This is a genomic window from Vreelandella populi (assembly GCF_003989825.1).
Lineage (GTDB): Bacteria > Pseudomonadota > Gammaproteobacteria > Pseudomonadales > Halomonadaceae > Vreelandella > Vreelandella populi.
Genome location: NZ_RZHE01000008.1, coordinates 34701 through 53044 on the forward strand (window position 1 = coordinate 34701; position 18344 = coordinate 53044).

General features: G+C 54.2%; 15 protein-coding genes. 13 read left to right on the plus strand and 2 right to left on the minus strand.

From position 1 onward, the window contains the following. Positions 1-116 precede the first annotated feature (116 nt). The 9 genes from ELY25_RS09790 to exaC all read left to right on the plus strand — a co-directional run bounded on the left by ELY25_RS09790 (position 117) and on the right by exaC (position 12182). Positions 117-1127 carry a DctP family TRAP transporter solute-binding subunit gene (locus ELY25_RS09790; RefSeq protein ID WP_126951103.1) on the plus strand — a complete coding sequence of 337 codons (1011 nt, stop codon included), beginning with the start codon at positions 117-119 and terminating at the stop codon, positions 1125-1127. 66 nt (positions 1128-1193) lie between these two features. Beyond that, entirely contained in the window at positions 1194-1673 is a 480-nt protein-coding gene (locus ELY25_RS09795) for a TRAP transporter small permease (RefSeq protein ID WP_126951104.1), read from the plus strand. Next, the gene (locus ELY25_RS09800) at positions 1663-2967 is read left to right on the plus strand and encodes a TRAP transporter large permease (RefSeq protein WP_126951105.1); all 1305 of its coding nucleotides are present in this window, start codon (positions 1663-1665) and stop codon (positions 2965-2967) included. Before ELY25_RS09795 ends, ELY25_RS09800 begins: the two co-directional genes overlap by 11 nt. A gap of 334 nt (positions 2968-3301) precedes the next feature. Continuing rightward, complete coding sequence (locus tag ELY25_RS09805) at positions 3302-4282, plus strand: TAXI family TRAP transporter solute-binding subunit (protein ID WP_126951106.1); 981 nt, start codon at positions 3302-3304, stop codon at positions 4280-4282. Positions 4283-4413: 131 nt separating this feature from the next. Beyond that, the gene (locus tag ELY25_RS09810; protein ID WP_126951107.1) at positions 4414-7014 is read left to right on the plus strand and encodes a TRAP transporter permease; all 2601 of its coding nucleotides are present in this window, start codon (positions 4414-4416) and stop codon (positions 7012-7014) included. An 11-nt stretch (positions 7015-7025) separates the two neighbouring features. After that, positions 7026-7454 carry a universal stress protein gene (locus tag ELY25_RS09815; protein WP_126951108.1) on the plus strand — a complete coding sequence of 143 codons (429 nt, stop codon included), beginning with the start codon at positions 7026-7028 and terminating at the stop codon, positions 7452-7454. 223 nt (positions 7455-7677) lie between these two features. After that, a complete protein-coding gene (locus tag ELY25_RS09820) occupies positions 7678-8199 on the plus strand; it encodes a putative pterin-binding protein (protein ID WP_126951379.1) in 522 nt (173 codons plus the stop codon). Further along, positions 8186-10429: an ATP-binding protein gene (locus ELY25_RS09825; RefSeq protein ID WP_126951109.1), complete on the plus strand. Its 2244-nt coding sequence runs from the start codon at positions 8186-8188 to the stop codon at positions 10427-10429. Before ELY25_RS09820 ends, ELY25_RS09825 begins: the two co-directional genes overlap by 14 nt. Positions 10430-10661: 232 nt before the next feature. Next, a complete protein-coding gene (exaC, locus tag ELY25_RS09830; RefSeq protein ID WP_126951110.1) occupies positions 10662-12182 on the plus strand; it encodes an acetaldehyde dehydrogenase ExaC in 1521 nt (506 codons plus the stop codon). 77 nt (positions 12183-12259) lie between these two features. Here the strand turns inward: exaC and ELY25_RS09835 are convergent, their stop codons facing one another. After that, positions 12260-12673 (minus strand): hypothetical protein, encoded by a 414-nt coding sequence (locus ELY25_RS09835; protein ID WP_126951111.1) that lies wholly within the window; start codon positions 12671-12673, stop codon positions 12260-12262. Between the two features lie 245 nt (positions 12674-12918). On the opposite strand from ELY25_RS09835, the gene ELY25_RS09840 reads away from it, so the two are divergent. From ELY25_RS09840 to ELY25_RS09855, 4 genes are read left to right on the plus strand one after another with little or no spacing between them, the layout of a single operon-like run. Beyond that, positions 12919-13935 carry a Bug family tripartite tricarboxylate transporter substrate binding protein gene (locus ELY25_RS09840; RefSeq protein WP_126951112.1) on the plus strand — a complete coding sequence of 339 codons (1017 nt, stop codon included), beginning with the start codon at positions 12919-12921 and terminating at the stop codon, positions 13933-13935. Positions 13936-13986: 51 nt separating this feature from the next. Next, positions 13987-14439 carry a tripartite tricarboxylate transporter TctB family protein gene (locus tag ELY25_RS09845; protein WP_126951113.1) on the plus strand — a complete coding sequence of 151 codons (453 nt, stop codon included), beginning with the start codon at positions 13987-13989 and terminating at the stop codon, positions 14437-14439. Positions 14440-14448: 9 nt separating this feature from the next. Then, positions 14449-15957, plus strand: coding sequence for a tripartite tricarboxylate transporter permease (locus ELY25_RS09850; RefSeq protein WP_126951114.1), 1509 nt, complete (start codon positions 14449-14451; stop codon positions 15955-15957). Positions 15958-15961: 4 nt separating this feature from the next. After that, positions 15962-16972: an AbrB family transcriptional regulator gene (locus ELY25_RS09855; protein WP_126951115.1), complete on the plus strand. Its 1011-nt coding sequence runs from the start codon at positions 15962-15964 to the stop codon at positions 16970-16972. On the opposite strand, the gene ELY25_RS09860 is transcribed toward ELY25_RS09855, so the two are convergent. Next, positions 16953-18344, minus strand: coding sequence for a sensor histidine kinase (locus tag ELY25_RS09860; RefSeq protein WP_126951116.1), 1392 nt, complete (start codon positions 18342-18344; stop codon positions 16953-16955). The two genes, ELY25_RS09855 and ELY25_RS09860, sit on opposite strands and share 20 nt — an antisense overlap.

Sequence of the window (18344 nt, forward strand, 5' to 3'; positions counted from 1 at the left end):
CAGCAAAGGCATCTTCCCTTCGCCTTCTAAGTGCCTACAATGGGGCTGGGCATCGCGCCCGGCAGCACACAGAGGCTGCTCACAACCCTATAAAAATCGATAAAAAAGGAATCATCATAATGCTGACACGCCATATGAGTTACATGACTAAGGGCCTCACCGGAGCGGTGCTTATTACGCTTGCTTTTTCAGCCCAAGCCCGCGAGCTTTCTGTCTCTACCGTTTTGTCCGATGCCTTCCCTTGGGGGCAGGCGGCTGAAAAGTGGGCCGAGCTGGTCGAAGAACGCAGCGGCGGTGAATTAACCCTGCGCGTCTACCCTAATTCCCAGCTGGTATCCGGCGATCAGACCCGCGAGTTTTCCGCCATGCGCTCGGGGCTGATTGACGCCGCCGTCGGCTCAACCATCAACTGGTCGCCCCAGGTGCCGGAGCTTAATCTGTTCTCGTTACCCTTCTTTATTCCTGACGAAACCGCGGTTGACGCCATTACTGGCGGTGAGGCGGGCGCTATGGTCTTTGAGGCGATTGAGTCACGTGGCGTGATTCCGCTTGCCTGGGGGGAGAACGGTTTTCGACAGGTATCCAACTCGCGCGGAGCTATCACCGAGCCCGATGATCTGGACGGTCTGAAAATCCGCGTGGTGGGGTCGCCGCTGTTCCAGGATACGTTTAATGCACTCGGCGCTGATCCTACACAAATGAGCTGGACCGATGCCCAACCTGCGCTTACCACCGGCGCTGTGGATGGCCAGGAAAATCCGCTTTCCGTATTTGACGTGGCGCGTATTGATCAAGTGGGCCAGCAGCATCTGACGCTTTGGAACTACATGAACGACCCGCTGATTTTTGCGGTGAACCAGCAGGTTTGGCAGACGTTAAGCGAAGAGCAGCAAACCCTGCTGCGTGAAACAGCGCTTGAAGCGGGTGAGTGGGAAACGGCCATGACCCGCGAGCAGGAAAGCGAGCGTTTGGCCGCCATTCAAGAGCGTGGCGTAACAGTGACCGAACTCACTGATGAGCAGTACCAGACCTTTGTAGACGCCACCCAGTCAGTTTACGAAAAGTGGGCGCCGCGCATTGGCGAATCGCTGGTTGAGGCGGCCCAGATAGCTATCGATGGGCGTTAACCGCTTCTTTTGATGTACTCGCTACCGGCCCTTGTGGCCGGTAGATTTGGTTGTGATGAGGCTTTTATGAAAGGCTTTCCTGATGCGCGCCCTGAGCGCTGGATAGGCGCGATTGCGCTTATTGTGATATCGCTGATTAGCTTGGGTAACGTAGTGACACGCTATATCACCGGCGGCTCGTTTTCGTTTACCGAAGAGTTTTCGGTCTTCTTGCTGGTGGTACTGACCTTTGCCGGTGCGTCGGTTGCGCTGCGCCGCAATCGGCATATTCGCATTGGTTTTTTAGAGCGAGCGCTCCCGCCACGCTTTCGCCAGGCCTTGATCATCTTTCAGGCATTATGCGGCATTACGGTGTTAGGGCTGATTACCTGGTACGGGGGCAAGCTTGCCTGGCAGGAGTATCAGTGGGAGTCGCTCTCGCCCGGGCTTGGCCTGCCGCAATGGTGGTATCTGGTCTGGCTGCCGGTGCTCACCCTTGCCATGCTGTGGCGGCTACTGCAGCAAACCCGCGCGCGGTTAACCGGGGAGCTTTCTGATGACGCCTGACGTATGGATGATTCTCGCCTTTGGCGGGTTACTGATTGCAGGCGTGCCGGTTGCTTTTTCGCTGGCGCTTTCCGGAGCTGTGGGCATCGTGCTTGGCCTATCACCCGATATGCTGGCAACGCTGGGTACCAATACCTATAACAGCATTGCCAAATACCCTCTGATTGCGATTCCGCTGTTTATTCTTACCGGGCTGATTTTTGAACGCTCGGGCGTCGCCCTGCGGCTGGTACGTTTTGCTCAGGCGATGATTGGCCCGCGTCACGGTGGCCTGGCGCTGGTGGCGGTACTGGTGTGCATGATCATGGGCGGGATGAGCGGTTCAGGCCCCGCCGACGCGGCCGCTGTGGCCATGGTAATGCTGCCCAGCATGACGAAGGCAGGCTATCCCAAGCCGTTTTCGGCCACGTTAATTGCCGCCTCCGCCTCGACCGCTATTCTGATTCCGCCTTCGGTGGCGTTAATTCTGTATTCCATTGTGGTGCCAGGGGTCGATCTGCGTGCGCTATTTGCAGCCGGCCTGTTTCCCGGCATTTTGGCAGGGCTGGCGCTGTTAGTACCTGCGCTGATTTTTGCCAAACGCAACGGCTGGGAAGGTGGCACGCTCACGGCAGATAACCCGCGCCTGAGCGTTCGGGCCACGTTTAAAGAGGCATTGCCAGCGCTGTTTGCGCCCATTTTGATTCTAGGCGGGCTGCGCTCGGGATTATTTACACCTACCGAAGCAGCGGTGGTGGCCGTCGCCTACGGCACGCTGGTGGGACTTTTTCTGACGCGCGAGCTCTCGCTACGCGATTTATGGGAGCTTCTGGGCGAGGCTGCGATTATCTCGGGCGTGGTGATGCTCATCATCGCCCTGGCCGGTATTTTTGCCTGGGCGGGCACCATGCTGGGTACCTTCCGCCATTTGGCTGAATGGATCATTGGGCTGACGGATAACGGGGTTTTACTACTGATCCTGGTAATGCTTGCCGTGCTGGTGGCAGGCATGCTGCTCGATGCAATTTCCATCTATTTGATTATGATGCCTATTTTGATTCCAGTGATGCAGCATTTTGAATGGAATCCGGTCTGGTTTGGGATATTGCTGGCGATGAATATCGCGATAGGCCAGTTTACGCCGCCCGTTGCGGTCAATTTAATGGTCACCACGGAAGTCGCCAAGATTCGCCTTGAGCACACGCTTGGTTGGGCGCTGGTATTTGTGGTCGCGATGGGCTGTGCGCTTGCCCTGGTGGCTATATTTCCCGAGATTGCGCTTTGGCTTCCACGCCTGCTGGGCTACAACGTGTAAGTAGTAAAAAAGTTAAATGACGCTAATATAAGATAGATCGTCTAATGCTTTGCTAATAACAACCCATGCAAAATTTGCATAGCCATTAACGGTGACTAAACGTTACGTGCGGTCAAACTCGTGTTTCAATAGGCTGCGCAAGGCGCGCCCGTTGCCATCATGGTTTCGCCAAGCAGGTATTTTTTCGCTAAAGTAGTGATGGTTGGCACAACCGGGTGCCGGGTTATAACAGTTTGTCTTGAAAACGTTTTGGAAGAAGATTCACCTAAGGGAACAGGCTAATGGGTGGTTCCAAAACGCATAACGCTCACAACATCAAGATAGAGGTGTGTTAATGAAACGCCATGTATTTTCTACTGCTGCCTTTTCAGGCGCGTTAATCGCTGCCGCGACGTTTGCCGCGCCAGCAGTTGCTCAAGAGCGCTATATCACTATCGGTACTGGCGGCCAAACCGGTGTTTACTACGTCGTGGGCCAGTCGGTCTGCCGCATGGTCAACCGCGGTAGCGAAGAGCACAACATTCGCTGTAATGCGCCTTCTACCGGCGGCTCGGTTGCCAACGTTAACGGCATGAAGAGTGGTGAGCTGGACATGGGTGTTGTTCAGTCTGACGTTCAGTACCGTGCTTATAACGGCGAAGCCAACTTTGAAGAAGAAGGCCCGTGGGAAGACATGCGCGCCGTATTCACCATGCACGGCGAGCCTCTGACTGTTGTTGCACGTGCCGATTCCGGTATCGAGAACATCAGCGACTTCCCGGGCAAACGCGTCAATATCGGTAACCCGGGCTCTGGCCAGCGCAACACCATGGATGTAGTCATGGACGCGTTCGGTTGGGACGAAGGCACCTTCTCCCTGGCCTCGCAGCTGGATGCCGCCGAGCAGGCCTCTGCGCTGTCTGACAACAACATCGACGCTATGGTGTATGTGGTAGGCCATCCCAATGGTTCTATCCAGGAAGCGACCACCACTATCGATGCGCGCCTGGTCTCTGTCACCGGTGACGAGATCGATTCACTGATCGAAGAGTACCCGTACTACACCCGTTCCGTGATCCCGGGTGGCCTTTATCGCGGTAACAACGAAGATGTTGAAACCTTCGGTGTAGCGGCAACTTTCGTTTCATCTACAGCTGTGGATGAGGACGTTATTTACGAAACGGTTAAATCCGTATTCGAAAACTTTGATCGCTTCAAGCGCCTGCACCCGGCGTTTGAAAACCTCAAAGAAGAAGACATGATTGCTGATGGTTTAACCGCACCGCTGCACGACGGTGCTGCGCGTTACTACCGTGAGCGTGGCTGGATCGAATAAGGCTAGCGTCACGCTATTAGCCAAGACCGATAGCGATCGCTTTTGAAGTGCAAAGCGCGGGCACCTGGGGTGTCCGCGCTTCTTGTTGAAAGCGCTGATTGCCAGCGCTGACCATTAGGCAGGACAAGCGTATGCGTGATGACAAACAACCCTCGGCAGGCACTGGAAACGACCTGGATGATATGGTCGCCTCCAGTGACACAGGGGCAAGGAAGCCTCACGGCGTACCCGGTAAGCTGCTGGTAAGCATTGCAGCTGTTTGGTCGCTGTTTCAGCTATGGATTGCATCGCCACTTCCTTATATTGTCGGCTTCGGCGTTTTTAGTGCCACCGAAGCACGCTCCATTCATTTAGCGTTTGCGCTCTTTTTGGCCTTTATGGCCTATCCGGCGTTAAAACGCTCCCCGCGTGATCGCATCCCTTTGCAAGACTGGGCGTTTGCAGCGATCGCCGCGTTCTGCGGTGCGTATCTGTTTATTTTTTATTCGGACCTGGCGCAACGCCCGGGGCGGCCCATTACCCAGGATATTGTGATCGGGATACTGGGCATTGTGATGCTGCTAGAAGCCACGCGTCGCGCACTCGGTCCGCCGTTGACGATCGTTGCCGCCATTTTCATTGGCTACTCTCTGTTTGGCCCCTACATGCCGGGCATTCTCGCCCATCGTGGGGTTAGCCTGGGTGGCTTAATCAACCACCAGTGGCTGGGCACACAAGGGGTCTTCGGTATTGCGCTGGGCGTATCCACAAGCTTTGTATTTCTATTTGTACTGTTTGGCGCACTGCTCGATAAAGCGGGGGCGGGTAACTATTTTATTAAAGTCGCATTCTCAATGCTGGGTCACCTTAAAGGCGGGCCCGCGAAGGCGGCGGTCGTTGCGTCGGGAATGACCGGTTTAATCTCAGGTTCCTCGATTGCCAACACGGTGACCACCGGTACGTTTACCATTCCCATGATGAAGCGGGTGGGTTTTAGCTCTGAAAAAGCCGGGGCGGTTGAAGTATCTTCATCGGTTAACGGGCAGATCATGCCGCCGGTCATGGGTGCTGCAGCGTTTTTAATGGTTGAGTATGTTGGTATTCCCTATGTGGAAGTCATCAAGCACGCTTTCTTGCCCGCGATTATTTCGTATATCGCCCTCATCTATATCGTTCACCTGGAAGCGCTAAAAGCCAATATGAAGGGGCTGCCTTCGAGTAACCCAGCGCGTCCGCTGCTTAATAAAGTGATTGGCTTTTTGACTGGCTTACTGCTGCTAATGGGGCTTTCGGTAGCGGTCTACTACGGCTTGGGCTGGCTAAAACCGGTGCTGGGTGAGGCAACACCCTGGGTAGTCTCGGTTGGCTTAGTCATCATCTATGTTGGGTTATTAAAAATTAGCGCCAACTACCCTGAGCTGGAAATGGATGACCCGACATCCAAGATCATTACACTGCCGCAAACGCGGCCCACTGTGATGGTCGGCTTGCACTATATCCTGCCGGTTGTCGTATTGGTGTGGTGTTTAATGGTCGAGCGCCTTTCGCCTGGGCTTTCGGCGTTTTGGGCGACCATGTTCATGATTTTTATCATGGTCACACAGCGTCCAATTATCGCTATCTTCCGTGGGCGCAGCAAAATGGCGGCCGACGTTAAAGAGGGCTTTGTAGACCTATGGGACGGCTTGGTAACCGGTGCTCGCAATATGATTGGTATCGGGATCGCCACCGCCACGGCGGGTATCATTGTCGGTGCCGTATCACAAACCGGCGTAGGTCTGGTGCTGGCGGATGTCGTTGAGATTTTGTCAGGCGGTAACCTGATGATGATCCTGCTGCTTACTGCGCTGCTGAGTTTGATTTTAGGTATGGGTCTGCCGACGACGGCCAACTACATCGTGGTATCAGCATTGATGGCGCCGGTGATCGTGATGTTGGGCCAGCAAAACGGGTTGATTGTGCCGCTGATCGCTGTGCACCTGTTCGTCTTCTACTTCGGCATCATGGCGGATGTTACCCCACCGGTGGGTCTGGCTTCCTTTGCCGCCGCGGCGATCTCGGGAGGCGACCCGTTACGCACAGGCTTCCAGGCGTTCTACTACAGCCTGCGTACGGCAGCGCTGCCGTTCTTGTTCATCTTTAACACGGATCTTCTGTTAATCGATGTCACGGTGATGCAGGGCGTGGTGGTGTTTATTGTCGCGACAATTGCCATGCTGATCTTCGCGGCGGGCACCCAGGGCTTTATGTTGACGCGTAACCGCTGGTACGAATCGGTGCTGTTACTGCTGGTCGCCTTTACGCTTTTCCGCCCCGGCTTCTGGATGGATCAGATTCATGACCCTTATGAGTCGGTACCTCCCGCCCAGCTTGCCGAAGCGTTAGGGCGTGTGGACGATGGCAGCAGCCTGCGTGTGCAGATTGCCGGTGAGGATGCTTTTGGCGCCCCTATGTCGACTTACCTTCTAGTGCCGGTACCCAGCGGTGAAACCGGCGAAGAACGCCTGGAAAATCTGGGTATAGAGCTTTATGTCGATGGTGATCAAACGCTGGTCGATTTTGTTCAGTTTGGTAGCCCGGCAGCCGAATTGGGCTTTGATTTCGACCAGGAAATTACCCAAGTTCTCGCGCCCGTTAACCGCTGGACAAAAGAGTGGATGTGGTTGCCTGCATTAGCGCTCTTCGGCTTAGTGGTCCTCATGCAGCGCCGTCGGCGTCGTCAAGAACCTGATGACACCATGGCCAAAGCATAACGGAGGTTGCTATGTACCAGAAAGTACTGCTACCTGTGGATTTGAACGAAGAGGCTTCCTGGAAAAAAGCGTTACCCACGGCGGTAACGCTTTGCCAGACCTTTGGTGCATCGCTGCATATCGTCAGCGTGCTACCGGAATTCAAGATGCCCATGGTGGGCGCTTATTTTCCTAAGAATTTTTCAGAAAAGGCGAATGCGGCCATGAAGGAAGCGCAGCAAACGTTTATTCAAGAAAATGTACCGAAGGACATTAAAACCCAGAGCATCATTGTGGATGGATCACCCTGGGAAGCGATTATTAAGGTGGGTAAACAAGTGAATGCCGACCTTATCGTGATGGCTTCGCACACCAAGCATAAGTTTGTGGACTATGTGCTGGGGCCTAATGCCGAGCATGTGGTTCATCATGCTAAGGTTTCGGTTATGATTGTGCGTTAGCGCCTCCTTGGGTAGCGCTGAAAACTCCAGCTCAGACGAGCTGGAGTTTTTTATAGGGCGCCATATAGCGATAGGATATAAAATTCGATTTGAAGAATCCTGATGTCAGTTCACGTGTGAGGTTTAAAAACGTGGTCTGACCTAAGCGGTGAGATCTCGTACTCTGCCTGTCACTTATTGATAGTTTTGAATGAGAAGCGGTAAAGCAATGCGTTATGAGGAAATGATTGTGAAAACGTTATTATCAGCCTGGGTCCTGCTGGTGCTTGGTATATCCCCGGCTGTACTGGCCAACCCCTCCGCGGCATTAGACGCGCCTACCGGTGCGGTTGTGCTGGAAGTAAAAGGTAATATCGACCGTCAGAATGTCGAGTCAGAAGCACACTTTGATTTTGAGATGTTAAAAGCGCTTCCGCAGCACGGATTTGATACAGGCACGCCGTGGACAAGTGGGGTAAGTCATTACTCTGGCCCGTTAATGCGCGATTTATTGGGGTATGTCGGCGCTACAGGTAGCACCGTAAAGGTATCTGCGCTCAATGGCTATGAAGCCGAAATCCCGGTTGATGATTTTTACGATCATGATGTAATACTGGCGCTTGAGCGAAACAACCGGCCAATGCCTATTCGTGAGTACGGACCTCTATGGGTGCTGTATCCGTTCGATGAGGACGATGTACTGTTAAATGAAAAAATCCGTTTTAGAGCCGTTTGGCAAGTGATGCGCATTGATGCGCTTGAGTAGCTCTGCAACGCAGCCCCCTAGCCTGCTGCGCTATCCTCGTCGCCTGAAGCTGCTAGCCATTATTACCGTGCTGCTGTTTGCCGCAGCACTTGTAGTGGCTGCACTTGCTTCCTGGCGCCAGGAAAACCTGACGCAGAGTCTACGTGAAGATACCGCCTGGGTAGTTTACAAGCTTGATCGGGATGCCGTGCAGCTTCTTAACCACCTGCTGTCAGCCGTGCGAACACCGCCGAGTCCGGCGGCGCAGGATGAGCTGAACCTGCGCTTTGAACTCCTGTATAGCCGTTTAACGCTACTCCAGGAAGGAGAGGTTAATACGCTGTTCCAAGCGGCTAATGGGGCAAGCGAACTGATGGGCCAGATACAGCAGCAGATGGAAAAGCTGGACCCCATGATTGAGCTCCAAAATATGCGTGACGGGCTGCCGGTTGTTCCTCTTGAAACAGAGCTTATCAGGCTAACGCAGTTAACCGAACGGTTCGTCATTACCATTAACGGATACTTGGCTGAGTCTGCTACGGAAGAGCGAATTTTATTAAGCACGCTCTATAAACTTCTAATGACGCTGCTGGTAGGGATGAGCCTGGCGGTTCTGCTGGTAATTGCCTTTCTGGTACGCGAAATGCGTGAAAGTGCAGCCGCCAGGCGGGAACAGGAGCTGTTAAGCCAGCAGTTGGAAGTAACGGCCGAGCAGGCGCAGGCCGCCAATCATGCCAAGTCAGATTTTCTGGCCATGGTCAGTCATGAGATTCGAACGCCTCTCAACGGGGTAATCGGTATGAGTGAGCTGTTGCGCGAACCGGCAAGTCCTGCCCAGGTAGAGGACTATGCGCGCACTATCCATGACAGTGCTAATCAGCTCTTGGCCATGATCAATGAAATTCTCGATTTTTCAAAAATTGAAGCGGGCCATCTAACGCTTGAAACGTCGCCCACCGCGCTCAAGCCTTTGATAGATAGCATTGTGGCGCTATTTGAGCCACGTGCTCAAGTGAAGGGCCTGTTATTGAAGGTCGATATCGACTCATCGTTGCCGGCGTGGGTGATGCTGGACGCCGGACGCCTCAGGCAGATCCTGCTCAATCTGGTCGCCAATGCGATCAAGTTTACCGACTATGGTGAGGTTAGCATTCGTGCCTCTTCAAAGATTGACCACCTACTGCTGGAAGTAACCGACACCGGGTGCGGTCTTAGTGAAGAGCAGCAGGCAAGCCTGTTTGAACCCTTCCAGCAAGCCGATGCGTCAGTGGCGCGGCGGTACGGTGGTACGGGCTTGGGGCTTGCCATTTCCAAACGCTTAAGTGAGGCCATGCAGGGCCGCTTGAGCGTGAAAAGTCAGCCAGGGCGAGGTAGTACGTTTAGCTGCGAATTGCCGCTGGTCAAAGCCCAGCCAGCGGCTGCTCTACTTCCCAAGGAACCGGGTCGCGACTTTACCGGCACCTCATTGCTGCTGGTGGAAGATAACGCCGTCAATCGCAAGGTGGCGATAGGGCTCTTATCGCGCTTAGGGTGCGACGTTGTCTGTGCAGAGAACGGTCAGGAGGCGTTGAGCATGGCGGGCGCTCAGCAGGTTCATCTGATCTTTATGGATATTCAGCTACCGGATATGGATGGCTTGATGGTAACACAGCGCCTGCGTGAGCAGGGCGGCTGGCTGGCCAAGGTCCCCATCGTTGCCATGACCGCCGGGGGAAATGACCGTCAGCGCTGTCTGAGTGCCGGTATGAATGACTATATTACCAAGCCGTTATCTTTATTGGCGCTGAGTAACGTGCTGGCATTGCATTTACGACCATCGGGTCACCGTGACCTCACTGCTTCACTGGAGCACGTGCATAGCGATGCAGTACAGCAGGAGCTGTTGAACTTCGACACGTTGCGAATGCTCAAGGAGAGCTTGGGAGAGGAGCGTCTGGTACATTTGGTTCTTCTCTATCACCAGCAGGTGAGCGACTATCTATCTCAGCTGTCGGCCTATCTTGTCGCATCAGAAGGGCTTTTTGACGAGCAGGCACATCAGGTGGCGAGACTGGCGCATCAGCTGCGCGGCGAGTCGCTGAGCATGGGCGGCGAACAGCTGGCTGCCTATGCCAGGCACCTGGAACTACTCGCTCACGATAACACCGCCACGCCTTGCCAGTTAGATGCTGCGTTTAGCTCCATACGCCACGCCGCCACACGTACACATGCAGCTCTTGAAAGGTGGCGACGTGACTTTTTGCTCAATTAATATAACGAGTTACGTGCTTTACAAACCTGCCGTTTGCTTTTTCTGACCCGACGGCCACCCATGGTCAGTTTGATCAATAGGACTGATTACCTATGCCGGTATTATGTGGGCGGGTGGTTATCTTCTACCAAGGGATGAGGGCTAATCCTGGCATCGTGCTATATCGTCATAGGCAATAATAAACAATACTGTCAAAGCACCTTTAATAATCATAATACTCAGGAGCTTTAAAATGATCTACGCCAATCCGGGTGATGCCAATGCCGTGGTGTCATTTGAAAAACGCTATGGAAATTATATTGGTGGCGAATTTGTGCCGCCGGTAAACGGCCAGTATTTCGACAATATCAGCCCGGTCAATGGAGAGGTATTTTGCGAAATTCCTCGCTCCAGCGCTGAAGATATCGATAAAGCACTGGACGCCGCCCACAAGGCTGCCCCGGCCTGGGGCAAGACCTCCGCCGCTGAGCGCAGCAATATCCTGCTTAAAATGGCCGACCGTATAGAGCAGAATCTGGAGATTCTGGCGGTTGCCGAAACCTGGGATAACGGCAAGGCCGTTCGCGAAACCCTGAATGCCGATATACCGCTGGCGGTGGATCACTTCCGCTACTTTGCAGGCTGTCTTCGTGCTCAGGAGGGTACGGCGGCCGATATTGATGCCAACACGGTGTCTTACCATTTTCATGAGCCGTTGGGTGTGGTGGGCCAGATCATTCCCTGGAACTTCCCCATTCTGATGGCCGTCTGGAAGCTGGCGCCGGCACTGGCCGCAGGCAACTGTGTGGTTCTCAAGCCCGCCGAGCAAACGCCCGCGTCTGTTCTGGAACTGATGAAAATCATCGGCGACCTGCCGCCGCCGGGCGTGGTCAATATCGTCAACGGCTTTGGCGCTGAAGCAGGCCAGGCGCTGGCCAGCAGCAAGCGCATCGCCAAGATTGCCTTTACCGGCTCTACCCCTGTGGGGTCGCATATTCTCAAGTGCGCCGCTGAAAACATTATTCCCTCCACCGTGGAGCTGGGCGGCAAGTCCCCTAATATCTACTTTGCCGACATCATGAACGCCGAACCGACGTTTATCGATAAAGCGGTAGAGGGCTTGGTACTGGCCTTCTTTAATCAGGGTGAAGTGTGTACCTGCCCGTCGCGTGCACTTATTCAAGAGAGCATGTACGACGAATTCATGGCCAAGGTGCTTGAGCGCACTCAGACCATCAAGCGTGGTAACCCCTTGGATACCGACGTACAGGTAGGTGCCCAGGCCTCTCAGGAGCAGTACGACAAAATCATGTCGTATATGGATATCGCCCGTGAGGAGGGCGCTGAATTCCTGACCGGCGGCAACAAGGAGAGTTTCGACCCGAGTTTTGATAAGGGCTACTACATCCAGCCAACGCTTTTGAAAGGCGACAACAAGATGCGCGTCTTTCAGGAGGAGATCTTTGGCCCGGTGGTGGCGGTCACTACCTTCAAGGATGAAGAGGAAGCGCTGGCGATTGCCAACGACACCGAGTTTGGCCTGGGCGCAGGCGTATGGAGCCGAGATATCAACGTGGCATTTCGTATGGGGCGGGGCATTCAGGCCGGCCGCGTATGGACTAACTGCTACCATCAGTATCCGGCGCATGCCGCCTTTGGCGGCTACAAGAAGTCCGGCGTTGGCCGTGAAACCCATAAGGTCGCCCTTGAGCACTACCAGCAAACCAAAAACCTGCTGATCAGCTATGACATCAATCCGCTAGGTTTCTTCTAACTGTATAACCTGGTATTGACATAAAAACGCCCGGCATAAGCCGGGCGTTTTTATAGGATATAGCGGTAAACAAGCGCTTAATCGCTAGCGGCTTCCGCAGCGTCTTCATGCTGATCGCGCGGGCCGTGCCTGCCGTGGCCTTTACCCTCGCCCCGGTGCTCGTTGTGCACTTCTTTCATGGCGTTTTTAAGGGCTTCGCGCTCTTCTTCAGACAGAATATCCGCTACTTTTTCCTGATGCTCTTCACGCAGAGCCTGCATGGCTTGGTAATGCTCAGCGTTAAGTTCGTTAAGAGCCGTTTGCTGCTCCTCGCTTAATCCAGCACGGTCGTACACTTCCTGGCGACGCTCTTCCATGCGCTGGTGGAAGGCTTCACGATCAACGTCTGAACCATGATCTTCATGCTGGTTCGCCTGCGCTGCAAAAGCGAGTGGTGTTAGCGCGAAAGCAAGCAAAGCTGGAGCGAAAACCTGGCGTAATGACATTTTCATAACGTACCTCCTGGTAAGTTGACAATGTCAGTATCGGGCGGGGGAGTGCAAACCGTATGCACAGAGTGTGCAATAACGGTGATGATGCAGGCCGGGGATATCTGCCGTGTAGCAGTTATATGGTTAGACTTTAGTTGGCTTTTAGCGCCATGCAAGGTTGGTGAAAGGTTTGTGGGATAGCTTTGTCCTCCGCAGGCAATAGCCTGCTTGAAGACTTTATAATTCTATAAAAAAGAGAACACGCTATGCCCAAGAAAACATTTGCTCCGTTTAGCTTCAATATGAAATCGCTACTCGCTGGTGCCACGGTTGTTGCAGCGTCACTCGCGTTAGTCATGCCTACCGCTGCGGCAGATGATTATCCTGAGCGCCCGATCAATATGGTGGTCGGCTTTGGTACCGGCGGTAGCGCCGATCGTTTGGCACGTATTATGTCAGGCTACATCGCTGAAGAGATCGGCGTGCCTGTTCAAGTGACCAACCGCCCAGGTGCTGGGACTCAGGTGGCTTCTAATTACGTGCTGAACATGCCGGATGACGGCTATACCACCTACGCCTCAACCTTTGCCCCTTATTTGGCCAATTCGATCCTGACCGGTGGCGCCAACTTCAGTGTTGATGATTTTTCGTATATCAACTTTCAGTGGTTCGACCTAGATCTGATTGCCGCCAATAAAGATAGCGGATACGAAGATCTGCCTTCATTGCTGGAAGCGATTCGCGAAGAGCGCGGCCAGGTGCGTGGCGCGGTAGTTCAAGGTTCAGCCGGTCACCTGATGATTCGTCTGCTGCTGGAAGAGGCCGGTATTCCTCAAGAAAATCTTAACCTTGTGACGTACAACAGCGGCGGTGAAGCCCGCTCAGCGGTTGCCGGTGGTCAGGTGGATTTCGTTTCTATCAGTGCCCAGGGCAGTGAGGGAATTCGTGAGTTTTTGACGCCGCTTGCCATTGTAAGTGACGAGCGCATTGACCAGTGGGATGCCCCGCCGATCAATGAAGCGCTGGCACCAATGGATCTGGACGTACCGGTGCTGCAGGGCTCGATGCGCGGTTTCGCAGTAACCAGCGAAGTTGAGCTTCAGCATCCTGAGCGCTTTGAAGCACTCGCTGCAGCCATCCAGAGCGCGCTGGCCCGTAAAGACGTTCAAGAACACCTTGAGCGTAATGAAATGGGCGGTGTCTGGATTGGACCTGAGCGTGCCAACGAGCTGATGCGCGAAAACTACGCTGTATTTGAAAAATACGCCCACCTGCTTAACTGATCTTCCTGTCATGGCTGGCCACCCTGCATGTGGCCAGCCTGGAGTTGAACCATGCCTGCACAGAAACGCGACTATGGGGACTTTTTAGTTCTCATCGGTCTGGCTTCCTTTACGCTGTGGTATTTGCTGGACGCGATCAGCGTCTCGGCACAACCCCAGAATTTACTCCTGATACTGCCGCTTTCAGTCATTGTCCTGTCGATTATTGCCATCGAGCTGGTGCTACGCCTAAAGCAAGGGACGTTATTCAGCATCGCTGCCGACGAGGAACCGTTACACCAAACGCTGCCCGTCGTAGTTCTATTCGGCGCTTATGTGTTATCGCTTGAAACGCTCGGTTTTGATGTGGCGACCGTGCTGTTCATTGCGCTCTTTTTGATCCTCAAAGGTGAGCGTAACTGGTTAGCGGTGGTGGGCTTTAGCGCAGCGTTTGGGTTGGCCGTGGCGTTCTTTTTCTCCCAGATGCTGCCCTATCCCATGACGCTGCTACTGCTACCCAGTTAAGGAGGCAATATGATCGATTTTGGCGCAGTACAGCAGGGTCTGGATCTGCTCTTTTCTAATTTTGGCCCCTGGCTCGTGGTGATACCTGGCATTGTGCTGGGGCTGATCTTCGGCGCAACGCCGGGGCTGCAAATTTCCATGGCCATGGCAATCTTCCTGCCTATGACCATGTACATGGATTTCATTCAGGCCATGCTGTTCTTAACCGCGATTTTTACCGGCGGTTCGTTCGGCGCGGGTATTCCTGCCATTCTGATGAATATCCCGGGCACCTCATCGGCCATTGCCACTGCCTTTGATGGCTACCCGATGGCGCGCAAGGGGCAGCATAACCAGGCGCTGGGCGTGGCGCTGGCGGCCTCTGTGGTAGGCGCGTTGATGGGTTATCTCGTGCTGTTTTTCATGATTCAGCCGCTCTCCTATCTGGTGCTGAGGCTTGGCCCTTCCGAAATGTTTGTGGTCATCCTATGGGGCATGACGCTGATTGCCAGCCTGAAGGGCGAGCAGGTACTTAAAGGTCTGGTGGCGGGTTTTGTCGGCCTTCTAGTGGGTACCATCGGGTTTAGTGAAATTGGCCTGGCGCGCGGCACCATGGGGCAAACGTATCTGCTTGATGGTATTCCGGTAATTCCGGCCATGATGGGCATGTTTGCCGCCTCTGAGCTTTTCAAGCTCGCCAATAAAGGCTTTATTGTTGAATCCGCCGATTCACGTAAAGTGAAAGTCAGCGAGATTTTTGAAGGTTGCAAGATGGCGATGCGCTATCCGGTTGTCATGCTGCGCGGTGGTTTGATCGGCGTGCTGGTCGGGGCCGTACCCGGCGTGGGTTCCTCGGTTTCCAACCTGCTTTCCTATATTGAAACCAAGCGCCGTGATAAAGATCCTGACTCGTTTGGCAAGGGTAACCCGAAGGGCGTGGTGGCATCTGAAGCGGCCAACAGCAGCTCTGAAGGCGGCTCAATGGCTACTCTGCTGGCGCTCGGCATTCCCGGCGGTGGAGCAACTGCAGTAATGCTGGCCGCATTTGCCATGCATAACATTACCGGCGGGCCGCAGTTTATTCGTCAGCAAACCGACGTGGTCTACGCGATTATTTTTGCCAACTTTGCCCAGGTGTTTCTGCTGGTGATAGTGGGTCTGTTGTTTATCCCGCTGTTGGCCAATATTGTCAAAGTGCCCATGCGCTACCTGATTCCCTCGGTACTGGTACTCGCGGTTATGGGGTCGTTTGGCTTGACCGGCAATATGACCGGACCCGCCACCGTGCTGGTATTTGCGGTAATTGGCTGGATATTCCGCCATTACGGCTACTCGGTGCCTGCCGCCGTGATTGGCATGTTGTTAGGTTCTCTGGCCGAGAAATCACTGCTGCACTCCTATCAAATCAGTGGTGGAGAGATCAGCTACGTCTTTGAGCGCCCGGTGACACTGGGGATTCTCGCGCTCTTGCTGTTCTCACTATTTAGCCAGCCGTTAATGGCGCGCTTCAGTACTTGGCGCGCGGCCAAACAGGCGTAACGTAATGGCAAAAAGAACGCTGAAAACATTAGTCTTGGGTTGCTTGGGTGGCGTTATCGCCACCCTTTTTTCATTACCCCTGGCCTGGATGCTGGGCGCACTTTTTATGGTGATGGCGGTATCGCTTGGCGGTGTTAAAACCGGCGTTGATAAGCGCTTGCATCGTGTAGCAATTGCTCTGCTGGGACTTTTTATCGGAAGTCGCATTCAGGCCAGTGAACTGGTCAGTCTGGTGCAGTGGTACCCAAGCGTACTGGCGATGCTGGTCTATATGGGGCTCATGCTGGTGGGCGGGTACTTTATCTTTATCCGCGCCAACGTAGGGCCAATGGACGCGATGTTTTGTGCCTACCCTGGGAGCATGAATTCGGCTCTGGTGCTTGCCGAGCGCGCCAATGGCGATGTGCGCTGGATCGCTATTTCGCACTCGCTGCGTCTGGTCACCGTGGTATCTGGAGCGGCGCTGATGGCAAGCTTCTTTGTGGATGATGTCACGCTGCAAAGCTCGCCTGTATCGCTTTCTCTGTTGGATGGGCTGCCGTTGTTATTGGCTCCGCTTTGCTGGTGGCTCGCCCGTTTGCTGCGCATTCCCATTCCGGAGTTTTTAGGCCCGATGGCCGCAGGCGCCATCATCGCTAATCTGGGCATGGATTACTCACTGCCCACCTGGGTGGTGTTCATGGCCTTTTTGGTGCTGGGCTCTTCGGTCGGCGCGCGCTTCTCGGGGACCCATTGGTCTCAGGTCGTCACCGTGGGGCGGTTTGGGATTGTATATGCACTGTTTGCCCTGATTGTCGCGGCACTCATGGCCTGGCTGGTCGCAAGCATAACCCAGCTTTCCTTTGCGGCGGTGTTGCTGGCACTGATTCCCGGCGGTGTGGGGGAGATGGCCGTCATCGCCATGGTGATGGATATCGATCCGGTGTATGTGGTGTCACACCATGTCCTGCGCCTGTTACTGCTGATCTTTATGACCCCGCTGGTCATTCGTATTGCTAAGCAAGCGGCTGCATAGCGGGAAACGCCACCGTGACAGCGAAGCCCCCTTCTGGCCTGTTGCTAAACGAGAGGAGGGCGGAGTGCGCGGTGGCAATCTGTTCCACAATGGCTAAGCCTAAACCGCTACCGGGGGCGTGCGGATTGTGGCGGAAAAAACGCTCGGTCAGCTTGCCAAGCTGTGCCTCTTCCACGCCAGTCCCCTGGTCACTTATTGTCAACATTACCTGTTGCTGTTGTATCGTTAGGGCGATATCGATTGGGCCTTGATAAGCCTCAACACCCCCTGCGTGCAGGCTGGCGTTCTCAATCAGGTTAATCACCAGCCACAGTAGCATGATTGGGTCGCCCAGCACCCTGGGAATGGCATGGGGCTGATCGAACGACAGCTCCTGGCCTTTTTGATAGATGCTGGTGGCGGTTTGCGCGCAGGCGTCCTGGCATATTGCCACCAGATCGACAGCTTCAAGATGGGTCTCATCCACCAGCTCGCTGCGGGTCTTTGCATATTTCAAAAGTTGTTGGACCGTATGACTGGCATGCTCTGAAATATGCTGTATTTCGATAAGATTGGCCCGAGTAGCCGGTTCCTGGGTCGCTTTCAGCGAGATTTCGGTTAGCGCACGTATTTCAGAAATGGGCGTTCGCAACTGATGGGACACATCGGCATTTAATTGCTGTGTGTTTTCAATGCTGCGTCGGATACGCAGCATCAGCTGATTAATACTGATAATCAGCGGATGAATCTCTTTCGGGGCCCCATCTTCGAGCGGCTGAAGATCATGCGGTGAACGGCGGCGCAGCGCTTGGCTTACGCTATTAAGCGGTGCCAAGCCGTGGTAGATCGCAAGCCATGCGATGGTGATGGCAAGAATCCCGGCAATTACCGCTAACCCGGTGAGCGTCACCATGAAGTCATGGATCAGCGTGTAGCGCGCCTCTTTGGACTCCGCAACGATCACTTCAATATTGACGTTTTCACGGCCCCGGCTAAACGGAAAAATCAGGGCGACGGCGCGTAGCTCATTGCCCGCGTACGTTACGTCATAAAATACCGGCTCTGAAAGGTCCTCAGGTGGGTCGCCCAGTCCCTGAAAACCGGCAATCATCCCGCCGCCTACTTCCCGCATACGATAGAATATTTTACCCTCACCGCGACTACCCAGGGTGCTGATGCTGAAGTAGTGCATGTTAATGCGCAGCGCGCCGTCTACCGTATAGATACGCCTTTCCAAGCGCTCGGCGGCATTGAGCAGCATATCGTCAAAGGTTTCGTTAATTTGGCGTGTCAGCAGCAGGTAGCTTGAAAGAAGTGCCAGACAGGCCAGCACAGTAAACGGCAAACCAATCCATAGCAGCAGGCGGCTTTTTATTGACTTGATAGCAGGCAT